The organism is Granulicella sibirica, from assembly GCF_004115155.1.
In the GTDB taxonomy this organism is placed as follows: domain Bacteria; phylum Acidobacteriota; class Terriglobia; order Terriglobales; family Acidobacteriaceae; genus Edaphobacter; species Edaphobacter sibiricus.
In genome coordinates, this window is record NZ_RDSM01000001.1 from 228,986 (window position 1) to 249,629 (window position 20,644).

At 64.0% G+C, this 20,644-nt stretch carries 20 protein-coding genes and 2 riboswitches; of the genes, 4 read left to right on the top strand and 16 right to left on the bottom strand.

Features of this window, described 5'->3' with window-relative positions; genetic code table 11:
• Positions 1–5 precede the first annotated feature (5 nt).
• A complete protein-coding gene (locus tag GRAN_RS00915) occupies positions 6–1,409 on the top strand; it encodes a TolC family protein (protein WP_128911156.1) in 1,404 nt (467 codons plus the stop codon).
• A gap of 87 nt (positions 1,410–1,496) precedes the next feature.
• Here the strand turns inward: GRAN_RS00915 and GRAN_RS00920 are convergent, their stop codons facing one another.
• Positions 1,497–2,012, bottom strand: coding sequence for a pyridoxamine 5'-phosphate oxidase family protein (locus tag GRAN_RS00920; RefSeq protein ID WP_128911157.1), 516 nt, complete (start codon positions 2,010–2,012; stop codon positions 1,497–1,499).
• 78 nt (positions 2,013–2,090) lie between these two features.
• On the opposite strand from GRAN_RS00920, the gene GRAN_RS00925 reads away from it, so the two are divergent.
• The 3 genes from GRAN_RS00925 (at position 2,091) to GRAN_RS00935 (ending at position 4,888) form a co-directional block, all read left to right on the top strand.
• A complete protein-coding gene (locus tag GRAN_RS00925; RefSeq protein ID WP_241654258.1) occupies positions 2,091–2,834 on the top strand; it encodes an HAD family hydrolase in 744 nt (247 codons plus the stop codon).
• 66 nt (positions 2,835–2,900) lie between these two features.
• Complete coding sequence (locus GRAN_RS00930; RefSeq protein WP_128911158.1) at positions 2,901–3,362, top strand: (deoxy)nucleoside triphosphate pyrophosphohydrolase; 462 nt, start codon at positions 2,901–2,903, stop codon at positions 3,360–3,362.
• Between the two features lie 182 nt (positions 3,363–3,544).
• On the top strand, positions 3,545–4,888 hold the full coding sequence (locus tag GRAN_RS00935; RefSeq protein WP_128911159.1) for an amidohydrolase family protein: 1,344 nt from the start codon (positions 3,545–3,547) through the stop codon (positions 4,886–4,888).
• A 105-nt stretch (positions 4,889–4,993) separates the two neighbouring features.
• Here the strand turns inward: GRAN_RS00935 and GRAN_RS00940 are convergent, their stop codons facing one another.
• From GRAN_RS00940 to cobU, 15 genes are all read right to left on the bottom strand, one after another.
• Complete coding sequence (locus GRAN_RS00940) at positions 4,994–6,079, bottom strand: pyridoxal phosphate-dependent aminotransferase (protein WP_128911160.1); 1,086 nt, start codon at positions 6,077–6,079, stop codon at positions 4,994–4,996.
• Complete coding sequence (cbiB, locus tag GRAN_RS00945) at positions 6,076–7,011, bottom strand: adenosylcobinamide-phosphate synthase CbiB (protein ID WP_128911161.1); 936 nt, start codon at positions 7,009–7,011, stop codon at positions 6,076–6,078. Before cbiB ends, GRAN_RS00940 begins: the two co-directional genes overlap by 4 nt.
• On the bottom strand, positions 7,008–8,549 hold the full coding sequence (locus GRAN_RS00950; RefSeq protein WP_128911162.1) for a cobyric acid synthase: 1,542 nt from the start codon (positions 8,547–8,549) through the stop codon (positions 7,008–7,010). The genes cbiB and GRAN_RS00950 overlap by 4 nt, the downstream gene beginning before the upstream one ends.
• The gene (gene bluB, locus GRAN_RS00955; RefSeq protein WP_128911163.1) at positions 8,546–9,211 is read right to left on the bottom strand and encodes a 5,6-dimethylbenzimidazole synthase; all 666 of its coding nucleotides are present in this window, start codon (positions 9,209–9,211) and stop codon (positions 8,546–8,548) included. Before bluB ends, GRAN_RS00950 begins: the two co-directional genes overlap by 4 nt.
• Positions 9,211–9,786 (bottom strand): cob(I)yrinic acid a,c-diamide adenosyltransferase, encoded by a 576-nt coding sequence (locus tag GRAN_RS00960; protein WP_128911164.1) that lies wholly within the window; start codon positions 9,784–9,786, stop codon positions 9,211–9,213. Before GRAN_RS00960 ends, bluB begins: the two co-directional genes overlap by 1 nt.
• The gene (locus GRAN_RS00965; RefSeq protein WP_128911165.1) at positions 9,783–10,595 is read right to left on the bottom strand and encodes a hypothetical protein; all 813 of its coding nucleotides are present in this window, start codon (positions 10,593–10,595) and stop codon (positions 9,783–9,785) included. The genes GRAN_RS00960 and GRAN_RS00965 overlap by 4 nt, the downstream gene beginning before the upstream one ends.
• Positions 10,592–11,149, bottom strand: coding sequence for a histidine phosphatase family protein (locus GRAN_RS00970; RefSeq protein WP_241654259.1), 558 nt, complete (start codon positions 11,147–11,149; stop codon positions 10,592–10,594). The genes GRAN_RS00965 and GRAN_RS00970 overlap by 4 nt, the downstream gene beginning before the upstream one ends.
• A complete protein-coding gene (gene cobS / locus GRAN_RS00975; protein WP_128911167.1) occupies positions 11,146–11,913 on the bottom strand; it encodes an adenosylcobinamide-GDP ribazoletransferase in 768 nt (255 codons plus the stop codon). Before cobS ends, GRAN_RS00970 begins: the two co-directional genes overlap by 4 nt.
• Positions 11,910–12,980 carry a nicotinate-nucleotide--dimethylbenzimidazole phosphoribosyltransferase gene (gene cobT / locus GRAN_RS00980; protein WP_128911168.1) on the bottom strand — a complete coding sequence of 357 codons (1,071 nt, stop codon included), beginning with the start codon at positions 12,978–12,980 and terminating at the stop codon, positions 11,910–11,912. The genes cobS and cobT overlap by 4 nt, the downstream gene beginning before the upstream one ends.
• Complete coding sequence (locus tag GRAN_RS00985; RefSeq protein WP_128911169.1) at positions 12,977–13,750, bottom strand: ABC transporter ATP-binding protein; 774 nt, start codon at positions 13,748–13,750, stop codon at positions 12,977–12,979. The genes cobT and GRAN_RS00985 overlap by 4 nt, the downstream gene beginning before the upstream one ends.
• Entirely contained in the window at positions 13,747–14,838 is a 1,092-nt protein-coding gene (locus GRAN_RS00990) for a FecCD family ABC transporter permease (protein WP_128911170.1), read from the bottom strand. The genes GRAN_RS00985 and GRAN_RS00990 overlap by 4 nt, the downstream gene beginning before the upstream one ends.
• Positions 14,823–17,309 carry a TonB-dependent receptor gene (locus GRAN_RS00995; protein ID WP_128911171.1) on the bottom strand — a complete coding sequence of 829 codons (2,487 nt, stop codon included), beginning with the start codon at positions 17,307–17,309 and terminating at the stop codon, positions 14,823–14,825. Before GRAN_RS00995 ends, GRAN_RS00990 begins: the two co-directional genes overlap by 16 nt.
• Positions 17,310–17,321: 12 nt before the next feature.
• Positions 17,322–17,495, bottom strand: a riboswitch (cobalamin riboswitch).
• 22 nt (positions 17,496–17,517) lie between these two features.
• A complete protein-coding gene (locus GRAN_RS01000) occupies positions 17,518–18,378 on the bottom strand; it encodes an ABC transporter substrate-binding protein (protein ID WP_128911172.1) in 861 nt (286 codons plus the stop codon).
• Positions 18,375–19,739 (bottom strand): cobyrinic acid a,c-diamide synthase CobB, encoded by a 1,365-nt coding sequence (locus GRAN_RS01005; protein ID WP_128911173.1) that lies wholly within the window; start codon positions 19,737–19,739, stop codon positions 18,375–18,377. Before GRAN_RS01005 ends, GRAN_RS01000 begins: the two co-directional genes overlap by 4 nt.
• Positions 19,736–20,311 (bottom strand): bifunctional adenosylcobinamide kinase/adenosylcobinamide-phosphate guanylyltransferase, encoded by a 576-nt coding sequence (gene cobU, locus GRAN_RS01010; protein WP_128911174.1) that lies wholly within the window; start codon positions 20,309–20,311, stop codon positions 19,736–19,738. The genes GRAN_RS01005 and cobU overlap by 4 nt, the downstream gene beginning before the upstream one ends.
• Before the next feature lie 151 nt (positions 20,312–20,462).
• A riboswitch (cobalamin riboswitch) is annotated at positions 20,463–20,637 on the bottom strand.
• Positions 20,638–20,644: the final 7 nt, after the last annotated feature.

A 20,644-nucleotide genomic window follows, 5' to 3' on the forward strand; every position in this document is an offset into this window, starting at 1 on the left:
GAGCAGTGCTCATCTCCCCCCCAGCTTCCTGTCTGCGCCTCCCTCTGCGCGCCCTCGCCATTGCCGGGCCGCTCCTTCTCGCCGCAACGACCGCTCGCGCCCAGATCTCCTTCACCACCGCCATCGACCTCGCCCTGAAGAACAGCCCCAAGGTCCAGATGGCCCAGGCCAACGTCGATAAAGCGAAGGCGGTCCTCTCGCAAAATACGGACGCCTACGTTCCTAACCTCAGCGGCGGCTCGGGCCTGGGCTACTCGTATGGTTTTCCGCTCGGGCAACCGACGCTCTTCAGCTTCTCGTCGCAGTCTCTCGTCTTCAACTACTCTCAGCATGACTACATCCGTGCCGCGCACGCCGGGGTAGAAGCTGCGAGCCACATTCTGCGAGACACACGCCAGGAGGTGGCTGAAGATACCGCCATTACCTATCTTTCGCTCGATCGGACCCAGCGCTCCGAGGCGGCGATGGATGAGGAGTACAGTTACGCCCAGAAGCTCGCTACTATCGTCGAGCAGCGTCTTGAAGCGGGACGCGAACCACGCATGGAACTTGCCAAAGCTCGCAGGACGGCTGCGCAGGTCCGGCTCCAGCGTCTCCTTCTCAACGATGACGAGACAGTCCTCCGCGATCATCTCTCGCGTTTGATCGGGCTTACGGTCGGGCTGGTGAAGACGATCCCCTCAAGCATCCCCGCTTTTCCGCCAATCGCGAGGATTGACCCTTCGGCCCCCGATAACCCGGCTGTCCTTGCGGCCTTTTCGAACGCACACGCCAAACGCGAGCAGGCATTTGGCGATTCAAAGTACGCCTTCCGCCCGCAAGTCTACTTCGCCGCCAACTACAGCCGGTTTTCCACCTTCAACAACTATCAGCAGTACTACAACCACTTTCAATACGACGCCGCTGAGATCGGAGTACAAATCACGATTCCTCTCTACGATCGTCTCCGGAAGTCCAAAGCGCGCGAAACCATGGCTGATGCCATCCACGCCGAGAAGGAAGCGCTCGACGCCCGCAACACCGAACGCGAAGGCCGCATTAAGCTGGCTAACGCAGCCACGGAACTCCAGGCGCGCCTCGAGCTTGCCGACATCGATCAGGACATCGCGCAGCAACAGCTTGACGCTACGCTCATCCAGCTTCAGGCCGCTCCAAGCGACTCCGCCACGCCCCTGCTTACCCCTAAGGATGAGCAGAATGCCCGAATCCAGGAGCGTCAGCGCTTCATTGATCTTCAGGACGCCGGCTTCCAACTTAGGAAGACCGAGATCAACCTCCTGCGCCAGACGGGACAGCTCGAGGACTGGCTCAAGACGGCTGTCCAGACTCAGAGCCTAGAAGCGATGCCAGCCGGAACTCTCCCTACGATCACCGCGAACGCGCCGGTGATTTCTGGCAGTTCTGAATAGAGTTTCGCTCCCGCTTTCCGACCTTAGTCTGCAGGGACAGGAGCTTTCATCAGCAGCAGGGGCACCTGCGGCCGACTGGATCGTAGACTAGGCGTTCACGGTGATTTTTCCCGTCTCGCCGAGGTTGACCCTACCTCCGGTGGCGGCGGCAGCGAGGTACCTGACACCGCGGACCAGGCGGCTCGAAGAGGCTTCCCAGTACTCCGCTTCCTCGACTTCTACCCAGAGGACGGCGATGGCGGGGTCTTCTTCGCCTTGCGGGAACCAAGCTTTATACATGGGGTTCCAGAGGTCGTGGATGGCGGAGCGATCACGGCTGAGGTTGGCGCGGCCCTTGATAGATATGTACTTGGCGTCGCCCTGGTCGGCGTAGAGGAGTGAGACGTGGCTGTCCTGCTTGAGCTCCTCGACTTTGCCGGACTCGTTGCGGGTTAGGAACCAGATCTTGCCGTCGAACTCTTTTTCGGTCTGGGTGGCCATGGGGCGGCTGTCGAAGGAGCCATCAGGGTTGGCGGTGGTCATCATGGCAATCTTGATGTGTTTGATGAGCTCGCCGATTTTCTTGAGGCCCTCGGGGCCGGTAAGGTGCTTTTCTTCGGTCATGGATCAACCCTCCGTGGTGGGTTGGATGCGGGGTTTGCGAGGTGCGGTTGAGTAGAATGCGGGTAGGAGATTGATGGGATGAATGAGGCTGTAAAGGAAGTGGGGCCGATGGTTCGGGTACTGGAGACGGCGGAGTTTCACGAGGCGGTGCACGCGCTGACGCCAGAGATTGCGGTGTTCGATTGTGACGGGACGCTCTGGTCGGGGGACGCTGGGACAGGCTTTATGGCCTGGACGATTGAGCATGGGGTGATATCGAAGGAGGCTACGGATTGGCTTCTGGGGCGGTATGAGGAGTACAAGGCAGGGACAGTTTCCGAAGTGGAGATCTGCGGGGAGATGGTGCAGGTGTACCGGGGCCTGACGGAGGCGCAGGTTCGGGGGGCTGCGGCTGAGTTTTTCGCCGCAAAGATTGAGAAGAACATCTTTCCGGAGATGCTGGAATTGGTGACGGCGCTGCAGGCGAAGGGTGTCGATATCTGGGCAGTGAGTTCGACGAACGACTGGGTGGTGGAAGAGGGCGTGAAGCGGTTCGGGATACCTTCGAACCGGGTGCTTTCGGCCCGAGTGCGGATTGCGAACGGTGTGGTGACCGACGAGATTCTGGACGTGCCGACGGACGAGGGAAAGGTGGCTTCGCTCAAAGATGCGGGGATTCTGGCTCCGGATGCGGTGTTCGGGAACTCGGTGCATGATGCGGCGATGCTGGCGATCGCGCGGGGAGCGTTCCCGGTAAATCCTACTGCGGCGCTGGTGGAACGGAGCGTCGCGGAGGGTTGGGCGCTGTACTATCCGGCGTCGGTTGTGCCCTTGGTGGGCTAGACGGATGCTGGCGAGGTTGGTGCGCCTCATCCAATAGGGTAACCGGCGCGTCTAAACTGTAGGGACGTGAAAGAACCGATACGCAAGCTCGATGCTCGGGGAGATTCGGCGGTCAATAGACCTCTGCGCCTTGTGGTGGCGGCGTTGATTTTGCGTGAGGGGGGGACGGCGGTCGAGGTGCTGGTGTGCCAGCGGAAGCCGGACCAGCCGATGAGCCTGAAGTGGGAGTTTCCGGGCGGAAAGATCGAGCCGGGTGAGACGGCCGAAGAGGCGCTGGCTCGGGAGTTGCAGGAAGAGCTGGGGATTGAAGCGGTGATCGGGAAAAGGGTGTCGCGGGTACGGCACAAGTACCGGAACGGTGGGGCGATCGATTTACAGTTCTTCGTGGTGAAGGAGTTCGGCGGGGCGCTGGAGAACCGGATCTTCAACGATATGCGCTGGTCGACGCTGGAGGCGCTGCCGCAGTTCGATTTTCTGGCGGCGGACCTTGGGCTGATTCGGGACCTGTCGGAAGGCAGACTGCTCTAGGGAAGTTCGAGTGGGCGCTCTTCATGTCTGAGGATAGCTCTTGACGCCAGGCTTGGGTCCGTGGTGCTTTGGGCGGGGGTGGCTCCCAGCTTAGCGACGATGATGCTGCCGCGAATGTGGTCACCCGGCTGCTGCAGGGTTTTCGGCGAGACGGATGAGCTTGGGGGCGCATCCAAACCGGCATGGTTCTTCTTGCTTCGATGATGCTGATGATGGCCCAGGGAACTTCGCCTGAAGTTGTGGCGGGTCTTGGGACGACGCAGATTACGCACGTGCGGGTAATCGACGGGACGGGGCGCGCCCCGATCGAAAATGCTACCGTGACGCTGCGCGATGGGAAGATTGCCGGGATCGGGCCTTCGGGGAAGACGGCGGTGAAGGGCGCGAAGGTGATCGACGGGATGGGCAAGACGGTGATGCCCGGGATCATCAACGCGCATGGACACCTGGCGCTGGTGAATGGGACGAAGAACGACGCTGACTACTACACGCGGGAACACGTGCTCGACGAGTTGCGGCAGTATGAGCGGTATGGCGTGACGACGATGCTTTCGCTTGGGCTGAACCGTGACCTGGTCTACCAGATTCGGGCGGAGCAGAGGGCCGGGAAGCTGGATGGGGCGAGCGTGTTTGTGGCGGACCGTGGGATCGGGGTGCCGGATGGGATGCCGCCGATTCCGCACGAGGGAGACCAGCTTTACCAGCCGAAGACTCCGGAAGAGGCTCGGAAGGATGTGGATGAGGCGGCGGGGCGGCATACGGACTTCGTGAAGATCTGGGTAGACGACCTGTATGGGACGAAGCCGAAGATGAGTCCGTCGGTGGCGCAGGCGGTGATTGAAGAGGCGCACAAAGATGGTGTACCGGCTGCGGCGCATGTGTTTGCGCTGAGCGACGCGAAGGGGCTGGTGGGGTTCGGGGTGAATGTGCTGGCGCACTCGGTGCGGGATTCCGCGGTGGATGCGGAGTTGTTGAATGCGATGAAGACGAAGGGTGTGTTTTATCTGCCGACGCTGACGGTGGATGAGTCGTTTTTTACGTATGCGGAGCATCCGGGGTGGATGCAGTCGGAGTTCTTCAAGAATGCGCTGACGCCTGAGGCTTACACGATGCTGACGAGTGCGGAGTACGCGGACAAGGTGAAGAAGGATTCGCTAACGGCGCAGCATCGGAAGGACTTCGAGCAGGCTCGGAAGAATATGAAGGCAGCTTATGACGCGGGTGTGAAGGTGGGGTTTGGGACGGACTCGGGGGCGAGTGTTTACCGGGTGCCGGGGTTTGCCGAGCACCATGAACTGGCGATGCTGGTGGAGGCTGGACTAACGCCGATGCAGGCGATTCGAGCGGCTACGGAGACAAATGCTTCCTTGCTGGGGATTTCTAAGAAAACGGGGACACTGACAGTCGGCAAAGATGCGGATTTGATTCTGCTTGGGGGGAATCCGCTCGACGATATTCGCAATACGGAGAAGATCGTTGGGGTCTGGCATGAGGGGCGGGAGGTGGCGAACCCCGCTGGACGATAGGCATTTTGTTAGAGGCAGAGACGACGGCAGACGCAGATTCCCTTGGGGAATGAGAACGAAAGTGCAAGGGGCAGAGGCTACCCTTCGTCCTGATCGTGAGAGCGCTCAGACGAGAGCAAGGGCGGCTATGAGGCGGGCGTTGTCTTGTTCGTTGCGGACGGCGGCGCGGAAGTAGGTTGGCGGGAGGGACTCGTAGTTGGTGCAGAGGCGGAGGACGATTCCGTGTTGCTGGATGAGGTGTTCCCAGAGTTGTTCCGGGCTCTGGGTGGAGAGTTTGAGCAAGAGGTAGTTGGCTGAAGATCGGGTTGTGGGGATGTTGAGGGTTTTAAGAGCGGATTCGAGTTGGGTGCGGCGGGTTCGGTTCAGGGTGATGGTGGCTTGAGCGTAGGCTTGGTCGGCCAAGGCGGCGATGACACCCTCGGTGGCCAATGTGGTGACGGGCCATGGGGGAACGTTACGCGTGAGGGCTTTGCTTGTGTCTGGGTGGGAGACGCAGTAGGCGGCGCGAAGGCCGGGGATGCCGTGGAACTTGGTTACCGAGCGGAAGACGACGAGGTTGGGGTGCGTGTGGGTCTCGGGGATGAGAGATTTCGTGGGGGTGTAGTCCATGAAGGCTTCGTCTATGAGGAGGCGTATGTTGTTGGCGGTGGCTTCGTGGAGGAGATCGAGCATGGTGCTGCCTGGGGTGAGGACGCCCGTGGGGTTTTGCGGGTTGGCCAGGAGGATGGTGTCGTGGTGGCCCGCGATGGCTCGGGCGATGAGGGTGGGTGGGTCAGTTGAGTCATAGGCGAAGTTGACTTCCGGGCTTAGGGCGTAGGGCTCGATGTGGATGTGGTTGCGTTCGAGGGTGTGGCGGTACTCGTTGAAGGCGGGGACGGGTAGGAGGCAGCGCTTGACGTTCAGGGTGCGGATGGCGGCTTCGAGGAGGGGGACGAAGCCGTTGGCTACGGCGATGGCGTTGGCTGGGGTGTTGGCGTAGGTGGCGATGGAGGTGCGGAGGGCGGTGGATTCCAGGTCGGGATAGGCGGTTAGGGTGGTGGGGTTGGTGAGAGCGTGGCGGATCGCCTCGACTACACCGGGTGGGGGGCCTTCGGGGTTGATGTTGGCGCTGAAGTCTACTAGACGCTCGATGGGGATGTTGAAACGGGTGGCGATGTGGGGGAGTTGGCCGCCGTGGATTGGGGCTATCATCGGCGGTTCCGGCGGGGGATGAGGCAGAAGATGGTGAGGGCTATGAGGGTGGCCGTGGTGACGATCGTGATGGCCTGGTGGACTTTCGCGGGGTTGGCGGGTGGGTAGTATGCACCCATGATCGGGGTCTCGATAAGGTCGCCGGCGTAGGTGTTTGAGCCTCCGAGTTGGACTTCGAGGGCTCCGGACATGGCGCTCTCGGGGTGGCCGGCGTTTGGGCTTTTGTGGTTGCGGGCGTCGGTGCGCCATGTGGCTAGGGAGGCGCGCGGGTTGCCGGAGGCGGCGGCTATGGCGAGGGCGGTGAGGCGGGCGGGGATGAGGTTGGCTACGTCGTCGAGGCGGGCGGCGGCCTTACCGAAGTAGAGGTAACGGGCGTCGGCGTGGCCGATCATGGAGTCGAGGGTGTTGATCGCTTTGTAGGCCATGGCGGCGGGGACTCCGCCGAGGGCGAGGTAGAACATGGGGGCGATGATGCCGTCGGAGGCACTTTCGGCTACGGTTTCGATGACCGCCCGGCTGATTTCGGTGGGGCCGAGTCGGGCGGTGTCGCGGCCTACGATGCGGGCCAAGCGGGTGCGGGCCTGCTCGATGGTTGTGGCGTCAAGGACGGCGATGGCTTCGTCGTGGAGGTTGCGGGCGGCGAGGGTGGTGGCGGCGAGGGTTACCTCGACCATCGCACCGAGGAACGGGTTGAGGCGGTAGGCGAGGCGGATGGTTGTGGCCGTGGCCGCGTAAGTGCTGAGGACGACGGCGGCGGCGAGGGTGGCTCCGGTGAGGAACTGTTCGGTGTTGGTTTGGTTCGGCGTGCGGAGCAGGCGCTCGCCCTGGTCTATTCCCTTCCCGATGATGCGGACGGGGTGAGGGAGATATTCGGGGTCGCCGATGAGGGCGTCGAGGGCGGAGGCGGTGAGGAGGAGGGTGCGGCGGTTCATTCTGATGCGGCTCTCTTGTAGGGCAGGTTGAGCCAGCCGAAGATCGTTGGCATGTCCCAGGAGTCTTCGACGGCGGCGGCGAGGCGATTGAGGGATTCTTCGCGGCGCTGCTTCCACGGGGTGAGGGTGGTGGGTTCGGTGAGGTGGTGGAAAGCGCGGGCGGCGCGGAGGAACGTGTGTCGGAAGGCGTCGTCGTCGAAGAGGCCGTGGAGATAGGTGCCGAAGATGCGGGTGTTGGGGGAGATGCAGCCGTCTTCGTTAAGGCCGGTGAAGGTGGCGAAGGGTTGGGCGTTGGCGAAGCGGGTGGTTTCGCCTACGTGGATCTCGTAGCCCTCGATCGTTGTGTGGGGGATGGGTTGGTTGAAGAGGGTTTCCGTGGTGAGGGTGCCGGTGGTGAGGCGGGTGAGCTTCGTGGGTTGCATGGTGGTCTGGATAGGGAGGAGGGATAGCCCGGGGTGGGTGCCCTGGCGCTCTATGCCTTCGGGGTCGGCGATGGTTTCTCCAAGCATCTGCATGCCTCCGCAGATGCCTGTTATGAGGCTGGTCTGGGCGTGGGTGGTGATGATGTCAGCCAGGTTAGTTTCGCGGAGCCACTGGAGATCGTCGACGGTTTGCTTGCTGCCGGGGAGGATGATGATATCCGCTGTGCGTAGAACGTCGGGCGTTTGCGTGAAGCGCAGGGATACGGAGGGCTCAGTTGCCAGTGCATCGAAGTCGGTGAAGTTGGAGAAGGTTGGGAGGGCTACTACGGCTATACGTAAGAGGCGGTCGGGAGTGGAATCCTGCGGCCAGGGGATGCGGTCGGTTCGGTCCAGGCCGAGGCTGTCTTCTTCTTCTAATAATAGGTTTGGGAGGTGCGGGACTACGCCGATGCAGGGCTTGTTGAGGCGTTGCTCCATCATCTCGATGCCGGGCTGGAGGAGCGCTATGTCGCCTCGGAATTTGTTGATGGCGAAGGCTTGGATGCGGGCGCGTTCTTCGGCGTCGAGGAGTTCGACAGTGCCGAGTAAGGAGGCGAAGACGCCGCCCCGGTCGATGTCGCCGACGAGGATACAGTGGGCGTCGGCCATCTCGGCCATGCGCATGTTCACGATGTCGTGCTGCTTGAGGTTGATCTCGGCGGGGGAGCCTGCGCCTTCGAGGATGATGACTTCGTGCTCGCGGGCGAGGGTTTCCCAGGACTCGCGGACGATGGGCATGAGCTCTTCGACGCGGCGCTGGTGGTAGTCGCGGGCGGTAACGCGGCCCCAGATCTTGCCGCGCACGACGACCTGCGAGGACATGTCGCCTGTGGGCTTGATGAGGATGGGGTTCATCTCGACGCGGGCGGGGATTCCGGCGGCTTCGGCTTGCAGGGCCTGGGCGCGGCCGATCTCGAGGCCATCGGGCGTGGCGGCGGAGTTGAGGCTCATGTTCTGGGACTTGAACGGGGCTACGCTTATTCCGTGCTGGTGGAAGATGCGGCAGAGAGCGGTGACGAGGAGGCTCTTGCCGACGTGGGAGCTTGTGCCGAGGATCATGATGGATTTGGCGCTCACTCCTCAGGGACTCCGAAGTGGTCGAAGTGGAGGCAGTCGTCGAGGGGCGTGCGCTGCTCCCAGCCCTGGCGCTCGAGGTCGGGTTCGGTGGCGAAGGTGTCGACGTAACCGAGGCAGAGGTAGGCGACGATGGTGAGGTGCTCCGGAATGCGTAGTACGTTGCGCAGGTTACGTGGATCGAGAATGCTAACCCAGCCTGCGCCAATCCCTTCGGCGCGGGCGGCGAGCCAGAGATTCTGGATGGCGCAGACGGTGGAGTAGACGGCGGTCTCGGGCATGGTGCGGCGGCCGAGGCCGTGGCCCTGGGGGCTGTCGCAGTCGCAGACGATGCAGAGGTGCTGGGGGGCTTCCAGCAGGCCCTCCAGTTTCAAGGCGGCGTACTGGTCGCGGCGGTCGGCTGCGAAGGCTTGCTGGGCTTCGTTGTTGGCTTCGAGGAAGAGGTCGTGCACGGCCTGACGGATGGCCGGTTCGCGGACGACGAGGAATCGCCATGGTTGCATGAGGCCGACGGATGGGGCGGAGTGCGCCGCCTCCAGCAGGCGGCGCAGGATGTCGTCGGGTAAGGGCGTTGGGAGGAAGCCTCGGCGGACGTCGCGTCGCTCGCGGATGGCTCGGTAGACGGCTTCGCGTTCGGGTTCGGTGAAGACTTGCGGGGTTTGCATTACCAGGCGCGGGACCACTTGGGGCCGGCCTTGTCTTCAGGGCGGAGGCGGGCGTCGATGCCGGCGTTGAACTCGATGAGGCGACCGAAGAGCCAGATGGCGTCGGAGAGGCGGTTGAGGTAGGCGATAACCTCGGGCTGGACTTCGCCGCCTGATTCGACGAAGCGGACGACCTGGCGCTCGGCGCGGCGGCAGACGGTGCGGGCCATCTCGTAGGCGGCGGATTCGGTGTGGGCGCCGGGTAGGGACCAGTCTGCGAGCACGCCCTGGATGGCTTCGATCTTTTCGACGAGGCCGGTGAGCATGTCGACGTCGGCGGTGGTGATGACGGGTGGGGTCTTGCGGCTTTCGGGGGGCGTGGCGAGGGCGGAACCGACGCGGAAGAGGGTGCGCTGGATCTCTTCCGTCCAGCCGGCAATCTCCTTGTCGGTGCAGATGCTGCGGGCGAAGCCGAGGACGGTGTTGAGTTCGTCGACGCAGCCGTAGGATTCGACGCGCTCGTCGGCTTTAGAGACGCGGATGCCGCCGGCCAGGCCGGTCTGGCCTCCGTCGCCGCGTTTGGTTGCGATGCTCATGATGGGACTCCTGATTCTGAGGGTGTTGCGTTGGGTTCGAAGGTCTCTTCGATGTGAATGCGGATGGTTTTGTGAAGACGTGGGCGGGGATACTCGATGGTCAGGGCATCGCTGAGAAAGTCGGTGACGCGGGGCGGGCGTGGTGAGAAGAGCTCGTCCTCGGAGAAGAACCATGGATGGATCGCGCCGACCTCGGCGATCGTGCGGGCTTCTATGAGGACTGCGGGGACCTGATGAACGCCGGCACTCAGGACGAGGAGAGCGCGGTGGTAGCCGTCTCGGAGAATCCAGCGGTCGCGGTAGTGGGCGACTTCGAGGAAGGGGCTCCCGCCGTGGATTCTGAAGGGGTGCTCAGGATCGGCAGTGGGGCGGAGGGTTAGGTCGGGGTTGGGTGAGGTGATGGTTACGGCACCGCTGGCGATGCTTCCGGCGGAGCTGTAACGCACGAGCCGGGGCTGGGAGAGGGTGACTTCTGTGAGGCCGGGCCAGTTGGCTGGGTCGGGAACGACGGGCTGGATGGAGAGTTGATCGAGCGAGAGGCGGCGCTGGAAGGCTACCAGATGTCTCAGGTCGATCAGGCCGAGGGACCAGTCCAGGCCGCACATCTCTTCGGCTAGATCGGGGCGGGTGGCCTCCGCCTTGAGGAGATCTTCTAAAGCGGTAGGGATTTCGAGAAGAGCAGATTCGAGTGGATGTACAGGCTCGGAGGCAAGAGTTTGACGGGCTGCGGCTACGTGGGCTTGTAGGTTGGTGGGGCGATGGCGGTTTTCGTCGAGGCTCCAGCCGATAAGTTCGCGGACGGTGGTCATGCGTTGACCCCGTGGTAGGGGACGAGGCAGCAGTATTCTTTCGTCTTTTCCCACGCGGCGGCTTCGGTTTCGCCAAGGAGATCCTGGAGGATGATGCGGAGGACACCGGCGTGGGTGACGACGGCAACGCGGCGTCCGGCGGTGAGCCTGGCGAGGGCTTTCACCTCGGCGAGGACACGGGAGCGGAAGGCCTCGAAGGTTTCTCCGCCTGGGGTGGGGAGGCTGGGAAACTCTTCGACCCAGCGCTCGGCGTAGGTGCGGTCTCGCTTCCATATCTCATCCCAGGTGAGGCCTTCCCACTCGCCGAAGTCGATCTCGCGGAGGGCGGGGCTGAGGCGGCAGGTGACGCCTACCGAGCGGGCGAGGGCTTCGGCGGTGGTGCGAGCGCGGAAGAGGTCGCTGGAGTAGACGGCCTGGAGGTGCTTGCCGCGGAGCGAGGCGACGAGGGCTTCGATCTGCTCGTGGCCGACGGAGTTGACGTCAGGATCGGACTGGCCGCAGAAGGTTCCGGCGGAATCGGTCTCGGCGTGCCGGATGAAGAGAATTTCGGTCATGCGATCCATGCTCCGCAGAGGTATACGGCGATTTCAGCGAGTTGGTTGGTGGCTCCGAAGCAGTCGCCGGTGACGCCTTTGATCTTGTACTGGTAGAAGCGCGCTGAGATGACGGCTATGGCGGCTACGGCGAGGATGGGGGCGATGGAGTGCAGGCGCAGCGTGATGCCGACGATCAGGAGGGTGAGGGCCGAGCCAAGGTAGAGCGTCGTGAGGGTGGTGCGGCGAGCAAGACGGGCTCCCTGTCCGTCAGATTCGGCGCGGGCAGCGGGGAGGAACGTGCTGAGAGGGAGGGTCGTCCAGCGGCAGAGGACGTGGGCGGCGATGAGATAGCCTACGACGTTTCCGGGCGGCATGGTGCCGAGGAGGAGGACGCGGGCGGCGAGTGAGACGATGAGGGCGATAGCCCCGTAGCTGCCGATGCGGCTGTCGCGGAGGATCGCGAGGATGCGGTCGCGGGTCCAGCCTCCGCCGAATGCGTCGGCGGCATCGGCGAGGCCGTCTTCGTGGAGGGCTCCGGTGAGGAGGATGAGATAGAAGACGATGGCCAGGGCCACGACGGGGCGGGCTACGTGCGGAGTGAGGAGATGGGCGACGAGGGCGGCCGAGCCACCGATGAGGAGGCCGACGAGGGGAAACCACATGACGGAGCGGGCGAGGGCGTCGGGGGAGTATTCGACGCGGGGGGTGGGGACGCGGGTGAGGAACTGGATGGCGACTACTAAATCGGTCCAAGGCCTTCGGGTGAGTGTGGTTGTCGTCATTGGGCGGCCTCGCTGACGCCTGCGGAGGTGAAGGTGGCCATATCGCGGTATAAGGCTATCGCGGATTCGATTACGGGCATTGCCAGGACGGCTCCGGTGCCTTCGCCGAGGCGCATGTCGAGTTGGAGGATCGGCTGGAGGTTGAGGTGGGCGAGGAGGATGGCGTGGCCGGGCTCGCGGGATTGGTGGCCGGCGATGAGATATCCGGCGGCGGCGGGGGCTATAGAGACGGCAATGGCGGCGGCGGCGGTGGCGATGAAGCCGTCGCAGACTACGGCTAGGTGGGTTCGGGCGGCGGCGAGAATGAAGCCGGTGATGGCAGCGATTTCGAGGCCGCCTACGTGGCCGAGGATTTCGAGAGGGGATGCGGCTTCCCTGCCCTTGAAGTGAAGGGCGAGGGATTCTTCGATGATGCGGATCTTGTGCTCGCGGGCGGGGATGTCGATGCCGGTGCCGAGGCCGGTGACTTCGGGGACGGGGCGCCCGGTAAGGGCAGCGGTGATGGCGCTGGCGGCGGTGGTGTTGCCGATGCCCATCTCTCCGGGGGCTACGAGGTTGTGGCCTGAGGCGGCGGCTTCTTCGGCCATGCGAATGCCTACTGTCAGTGCTTCAAGGAGCTCGTCGTGGGCCATGGCGGGTTCTGCGTGCATGTTGCGGGAGCCACGGCGGACCTTGGCGTGGACGAGGGGGGTGGCGGGGTCGAAGTCGCCATCTACGCCTACGTCGATGACCTGAAGAGCTACGTTGTGGAGGCGGCTGAGGACGTTGATGGCGGCTCCTCCGGCGAGAAAGTTGAGGACCATCTGGCGGGTTACTTCGCTTGGGTAGGCGCTTACCTTTTCAGCGGTGACGCCGTGATCGGCGGCGAAGACGTAGACGGCTTTGCTGACCGGATCGGCGAAGCGGGCCTGGCGGATGGCGATGAATTGGGCGGCTATGTCTTCGAGGCGGCCGAGGCTTCCGAGAGGCTTGGTCAGGGTGTCGAGATGCGCACGCGCCTTCACCCGCCATGGTTCGCTCGGTGGAGCGATGTCGGTCCTGAGGTTTGCCGCTACCGCGTGAATCATCGCGTCTCCTTGGTGACGAGGAGCTCGGGGAGGAAGAGGTGACGGGATGCTGGGTAGTCGAAGGCCCACTGCAGGTGTTCGGAGGTCATGATGTCGGCGGGGGAGCCTTCGAGGAGGCGGTGATCGGGACCTAGGAGGAGGACGGTGGAGAAGTTGTTGGGGACGAGGTGGAGGTCGTGGATGGAGGCGAAGATCGTGATGCCTTCCGAACGAAGGAGGTGCAGGAGGTCGATGAGTTCAACCTGACGGCCGATGTCAAGGTTCTGGGTCGGCTCGTCCAGCAGGAGAAGCTTCGGCTGCTGGGCGAGGCCGAGGGCGATCTTCACGCGCTGGCGCTCGCCTCCGCTGAGCTCGTTGAAGATGCGATGGCGGAGGCTGGTGACGTGGGCGAGATCGAGGGCGCGGTCGACGGCGAGGCGGTCTTCGCGCAGAAGGCCGCGGAGATAGCCGACGTACGGGGTGCGGCCCTGTTCGACGATCTGCTGGACGGTGAAGCGGAACGGGACTTCGAGGCGCTGGGGGACGAGGGCTACGCTTTGGGCGCGCTGTCTGCGGTCGAGGTCTCGGAGGGGCTTGCCGTTGAAGAAGACTTCGCCGTGCGCCGGGGTGATGGCTCCGGAGGCGAGGCGGAGGAGGGTGGTTTTGCCGATGCCGTTGGGGCCGATGAGGGCAGTGGCGGTTCCCTCTTCGATGGCCAAGGAGATATTGCGGAGGACTTCGCGGGCGGGGTGGGCGAAGGCTATGGTGTGGAGTTCGAGGAGGGGTGTCACAGGCCGTACTCCTGCTTACTCTTGCGAAGGAGGTAGAGGAAGAACGGACCGCCGACGAAGACCATGAGGACGCCGACGGGGAGTTCGCGGGGGGAGAGGACGGTGCGGGCGAGGGTGTCGGCGGCGACGAGGAAGATGGCTCCGGCGAGGGCGGTGACGGGGAGGAGGCGGACGTGGTCGGGGCCGAGAAGCATGCGGGCGGCGTGCGGGACGATAAGGCCGGCAAAGCCGATGAGGCCTCCGAGGGAGACGGCCACGGCGGTGAGGAGCGAGCCGGTGAGGATGATGGCGAGGCGGGAGCGTTCGATACGAAGGCCGAGCTGCTGGGCATACTCGTCGCCGAGGGCGAGGGTGTTGAGGCGGCGCATAAGGGGGATGGCGATGACGGCGGCGATGGCGAAGAGGGAGGATGTGACGGCGAGTTGGGGCCAGCCGGGTGTGCCGACGGTTCCGCGGAGCCAGGTTTCGAGGATGGCGGAGCTGCGGGCGGGGTCGGGGTCGAGAAGCTCGAAGAGGTAGGTGCTGTTCATCAGCATGGTGCTGACGGCGAAGCCTGCGAGCAGGAGGGCGACGACGTTTGTGCCTCCGGTGCCCCGGGCGAGGGTGTAGACGAGGAGCATGGTCACGACAGAGCCGGCGAAGGCGAGCAGGGCGGTCGCGCTGAAGCCCAGGAAGGCGGCCTGGGAGAAGAAGAGGATGCCGATGCAGGCTCCGACGACCGCTCCGCCGGAGGAGCCGATCACGTAAGGGTCGGCCATGGGGTTGCGGAAGAGGCCTTGAAAGAGAAGGCCGGCGGTGGCGAGGGCTGCTCCGATGAGAGCGGAGGCGAGCACGCGGGGGAGGCGGAGGTCGAAGAGGATGATGCGGTCCATCGGGGTGAGCGCCTGGTGGGCGATGAGGGCGCGCAGGGGGACGTGAACGGCTCCGGCGGCTAACGATCCGAGGATTGATGCGGCCAGGACGGCAATTAGAAGGAGGACGAGGATGGCTAGAGGGATTGGTCGGGAGGGCGTGGGGCTGCCGAGCATCGGGCGGTCGAGGCCCGATGCCGGCAGCGTGCGCGGGGTTTGGGTTACTTGAGCTTCCACGTCTCTCCCCCGAGGGTGACCCGGATGCCTGAGCGGAAGTTGAACGGGAGGGCTGGATACCCGAACGCTTCGCTATAGTGCTCGCTCAGCAGGTTCTGTATCTCAGTGTAGGCGACGAGGCGGCGCGCGACCTGGTAGCTCCCGGTGGCTTCGAGACGCTGGTAACTGCCGATGAGGTTGTGGTTAGGAAGGAGGAGCGAGTTGCCGAAGTCGGCGTCGGTGAGGAAGGTGCTGTCGTCGCGCTTGCCGACGAGGGTTCCGTTGAGCGCGGCGGAGAAGCGGCTTTGGGTGTAGGTGAGGCCGAAGTAGGCGGAGTTGCGGGCGCGGCGGAAGGGGCGTGCGCCGACCAGAGGGCCGTAGCTGCCGATGGCGATGTTGGAGAAGTTGGACGAGGTGTTGAAGACCGGGGCAAGGGCGCTGCTCGAGAAGGAGCGCTGCACGACGGCGTCGAGGAGGGTGTAGCCGCCGCGGGCGAAGAGGTGGTTGCTGAGCTTGATTTCGACCTGGGTTTCGAGGCCCTGTGCGCGGAAGGCGAGGGAGTTGACGTAGGCTCCGAACTGGGTGCCATCGACCGCAGCCTGCGGGATGCCGAAGCTCGTGAGGGCCGATTGCGAGAGGAACTCGAGGCCGTTGCCGAACTCGTTGTGGAAGTAAGTGAGGCCGACGCGGGCTTTGCCTCCGGCGAGTTCCTGGTCGATGCCGCCATCGTAGGTGCGGGAGGTCTCGGCTCCGGCGGGGCTGATGTTGTTCTGGCTGATGAGCGAGCCGCCGTCGGGAAGCGTCGAGAGCAGGCCGAAGAGCGAGTTCGCCTGCTGATAGATGCTCGGCTCCTTGATGCCCTTGCTGAAGCTGGCGTGGAGTTTCGTGCCGCTGAAGAGGCTGCTGCCGCCGGGGCGGACGAGGTAGTAGCCGAGCGAGGCGCGCGGGGTGGCGGCGAAGCCGAAGACGGCGTTCTTCTCAAGGCCGGTGCCGATGGTGAAGTAAGCGCGGTGGTCGAAGTCGCCCTGAAGCTCGAGCATGGTGCTGTAGTTGCGGCGGTCTGTGGTGTTGGGGTCGAAGCCGGTGGAGACGGTGGACCCGCGCTCGTCTTCGTACTTAAAGCCGCCGACGGCGAGCAGGTTGAAGCGCTGCGCGGAGGGGCTGGTGAGGCGGTAGTCGGTCTGGGCGTACATGAAGTCGCGCGCGGTGTGGTTGGTGGAGAAGCTGGGGTAGGTGCCGGGGTACTGGAAGATGGCCTGTCCGGAGACGGAGTAGCCGTTGGCTCCGCGAATGGTGACGGGGGCTCCGAGATAGTCGTCGATGCCGCCGAATTCGGGGTCGATCTGGGGGACGCCGGTGGGGGCGTAGTCGGAGTAGAGGAAGTTGAGGCGGAGGCTGCCGTAGCGGAGCTGGTTGTGCCAGCGGGACGTGGTCTGGCTGTTGAGGACGGCGCCGAGGTAGCGGTCCTGCTCGCTGACGTTGGCGGAGTCGGGGATGCCATAGAGAAGGATGGCGTTGGGCTGGCCGCCGGAGGTGGTGATGTGGCGGAAGTTGAAGCGGAGGTCGGTGGTGTCGTTGGGCTGATAGCCGATGTTGTCGGCGAAGGTGGCGTTGTGAAAGGCGGAGGAGGCGACGCTGTTGCCGGTGTCCTGACGGGTGAAGTCGGAGAAGTAGTCGAGCTTGCGGATGGCTCCGCCGAGGGCGGCTTCCTGACGGTAGGTTCCGAAGTTTCCGCCTTCGGCCGAGTAGTCGAGCTGGGGCAGGGGCGTTGTGCCGCGGCGTGTGGTGAGCGAGACGACGCCGGCGAGGGCGTCCGAGCCGTAGAGGGCGCTGTTGGGTTCGCGGAGGACTTCGGCGCGGGCGATGCCGGCGGTGGAGATGTTGGCGAACTCGACGGCTCCGCCGACGTCGTTGGCGGGAATGCCGTCGATGAGGACCTTGTTGGCGTCCGTGTCGCCGCCGCGAATGTAGAGGCCGCTGGTGCCGCCGGATTGGCCGGTCTGCGTGATCTGGACGCCGGGGACGTAGCGGAGTGGCTCCTGAATGTCCTGGTTGTAGGGGAAGTCTTCCCTGGTGAGGACAGTGACGGGAGCGGCCACCTGCGCGAGGGGTGTGGGCGTGCCGGTTGCGGTGACGGTAACCTCTTCCGTGGCCGTGGGGGTGGCGAGAGTGATGTCGAGGTGCGTGGGGGCGGAGTCGGGGATTGTGACTTCAGTGGTGACAAATGTGCGGGCGGTGGAGCGGAGAGCGTAGTGGCCGGTGGTTAGGACGGTGAGGTGGTACATGCCGTTGGCGTCGGACTGAGTGGTGGTGAGGACTTCGCCATCGTGGATGAGCGAGATGGTCGCGCCCTGGACCACGGCTCCGAGGGGATCCTTGACGGTTCCGTGGAGGGTGGCCTCATGCGGAGTCTGAGCGTGGCTTAATGCTGCTGCTAAAAAGAGAACGGACGGAGTTATAAGTTGGCTTAGCCGGTGGGTCGTGCGGGTCATGCTTTGTCTCCCTCGAGATGGTGAGTCAGAGCCGGTCTCCTGGCTTACGCGTCCTTGAGCCATGCTGCCTTCCCGGGCTTGTGCCCAGTGGCGTTCCACGTGAGTGCATGGCTCTCTGCGCTTACAGTTACGGGGTAGTGGCGGATTTGCACCGCGCTTCCCGACACTCTGACTTTTGGCTGACGTTGTGGGCCGATGGCTTCTCGGCTTACGGATGAAATTGTTTGGCGAGGTCTTCGAGGGCGTCGAAGGCTACGGGGCTGGCGAAGTCCATGCGCTTGTCGACATAGAAGACCTTTGCCTGGGTGACGGCGGGCATGGACTGCCAGCCGGGAAGCGTCTTTAGGAGTTCGAGGGTGACCTTGCCTCCGCGGGTGAGAAGGAGCGCGTCGGGGGCGCGGGCGATGACGGCCTCGATGCTGATGTGGGGCCACTCCTGCGGGATGTCGGCGGTGACGGAACGGGCTCCGGCGGCGGCGATCATCTCGGTGATGAAGGCTCCGTGGCCGATGGTGATGACGGGGTCGTACCAGACGGGGAGGAACACAGTGACGACAGGCTTGCCCTGCGCGCCGGCGCGTACGGCGGCGAGGCGCTGGCGGAGGCTGGCGACTTCGGCGTCGGCCTGGGGGCGGCGGTTGAGGGCGTCGCCGAGCGAGAGGATGGAGCGGAAGATACCGTCGATGCCGTGGGGGTCGATGAGGAAGATGGGTATGCCGAGCTGGCGGAACTTTTCGACGGAGCCTTCGCCGTTCTGGGTCTTCATGGCGAGGAGGAGGTCGGGGTGAAGGGAGACGATGGTCTCTAAGGACGGCGTGAGGATGGAGCCTACGGATGGTTTCTTTTTGGCTTCGGCGGGGTACTGGACGTAGTCGCTGACGGCGACGACGTCGTCTCCGGCTCCGATGGAGTAGACGGCGTCGGTGACGCTGGGGACGAGGGAGATGATGCGGTGAGGATGGTCGGGGACCTGGACGGCGCGACCGGTCTCGTCGGTGACGGTGCGGGTGGCGTGGGCCTGAAGGCTTAGTGCTAAAAGCGTAAGGAGTAGGAGGAGTTTGGTCTTCATGCGTGCACCAGGCGTGCTGTTCGTGCGGCTTCTACGAAGTGTGGGGCGATGGTTGGGTTGGCGCGGAAGTGAAGGTGGATGTAGCTAGCGAGGATGTTGCCCTGAGTGAAGCCTTCCGGCTCTTTGCGGCTAGCGAGGGAGTAGGTGACTTCGTAGCTTGTTTTCTGCGGTGCGGGAGAGGTGAGGCGGGAGTAGTGGAAACTGTGGCCTCGGATTACGGTGCCCGCTGGGCCGAGGAGGTTGGATTGGGTGAGTTCGACTGTGGTGTAGCCGAATTGGTTCAGCTTGGGGGTCATCTCGAACGCCAGATCGAGGAGATTGGCCATGGCGTGTGGCTCGCCGTCGGTTGTGGTGAGGGTGCGGCCGAGGTAGATCATGCCTCCGCATTCGGCGTAGATAGGGCGGCCTTGCGCGGCGAAGGTTCGGAGGTTTTCGTGCATGGATGTGTTGGCGCTCAGGGCTTCGGCGTGGAGTTCGGGGTAGCCTCCGCCTAAGTAGAGGGCGTCCAGGTCTTCTGGGAGATGAGGATCGTGCAGGGGGCTGAAGGAGATGATTGTTGCGCCCGCGTTGCGGAGGAGGTCGAGGTTGTCTTCGTAGTAGAAGCTGAAGGCGTCGTCGCGGGCTACGCCGATTCGGATTGGGTCTGTTTTGGTCTCAGATGACGTAGACTGCCGAGCTTCGAGCGGAAACTCGAGAGCCAGGATTCGGTCAAGTTCGAGGTGCGCTTCTGCTGCTTCGGCAAAGAGGCTCAGCACTTCCGTTGCTGGAGCTTCAGAGGCCGCGTGCAGACCGAGGTGGCGCTCGGGGATCGTGATGGCTGGGTCGCGGGGAAGCCAGCCTAAGACCGGGGTGCGGCAGGAGGCGGCGATCGCGGTGGAGAGCATCTGGTAGTGGCGCTCGCTAGCTGCGCGGTTGAGGATGACGCCGGCCAGGTTGAGGGTGAGATCGAAGGACTCGAAGCCAAGGACGACGGCGGCTATGCTGCGGGCGCTCTTCGATGCGTCGAGGACGAGGATGACGGGGAGGCCTAGGAGTTTGGCGATCTCGGCGCTGCTGCCGGTCTCGGTGAGACCATCTTTCCCGTCGAAGAGACCCATCATGCCCTCGACGATGACGGCGTCGGCTCCCGCGCTCGCTTCGGAGAGGACGGCGCGGTTTGCCTCGGGGGTGAGCATCCAGGTGTCGAGGTTGCGGGAGGTGCTGCCGGAGATGCGGGTGTGATGGGTGGTATCGAGGAAGTCGGGACCTCCCTTGAAGGGTTGGACGACGAGGCCGCGCTGGCGCGTGGCGGCGATGAGGGCGAGGGTAACGGTGGTCTTGCCGACGCCGCTGGCGGTTCCGGCTACAAGGAAGCCTTTCATCCCATCACCTCGATGTGGCCCTTGAGGGCGAGGGGAAGACCGGCGACCATGAGGATGACATCGTCGGCGATGCGGGCTACGCGCTGGTTGATCTCGCCGAGAAGATCACGGTAGCGGCGGCCCATGGGGTAGGCGGGGACGACGCCGCTGCCGACCTCGTTCGAGACGAGGATGACGCGGCAGGGGGCGTTGGCGAGGGCTTCGATGAGAGCCTCAATCCGAGGTTCCGTGGCATCGCGGACGTCTTCTGTGCCGGCGTCCATCAGGCTGGCGGCGAAGATGGTGAGGCAGTCGATGAGGAGGATGTCGGCTTCGGTTTCGGTGATGACGCGAGCGAGTTCGAGGGGCTCTTCGATGGTGCGCCAGTGGGTGGGGCGGTCTTCGCGGTGGCGGTCGATCTTGCGGCGCATCTCGTCGTCGACCGCGGATGCGGTGGCGACGAAGACGACGGGGGTGCGGCCTTCGTCGAGATGCCCGGCGAGGCGCTGGGCGTAGCGGCTCTTGCCACTGCGGACGCCGCCGAGAACAAGCGTGACGCTGCCCTGACGGTTGTGAGAAGACGAGTCCTGCACGCTTCGCACTGGTGAATACCATTTCGCTCGATGCAGGAGCACGAGGGCGTCTACATCGGGCGGGATTTGGATTTAGGCAGCGGACACGGCGTGGATCGCTTGATCGCGACGACACCGATATGCTCTCCAGCTCTCCCTAGAAGCCGAATCAAGCCCAGATTGGTACGCGGCCGGTATCCTGACTTGTGCTTCGCTGAATCCGGCTCGCCTTCCCAGGGTCGTTTGCCCCAGTGGCTTCAATTACTTGCCGGACTCTCCGCACATACAGTTACTGGGTAGCGACGGAGTCTCACCGTCTTCCCGAAACCGAATACTTTGCAAGTATAGCGGGAG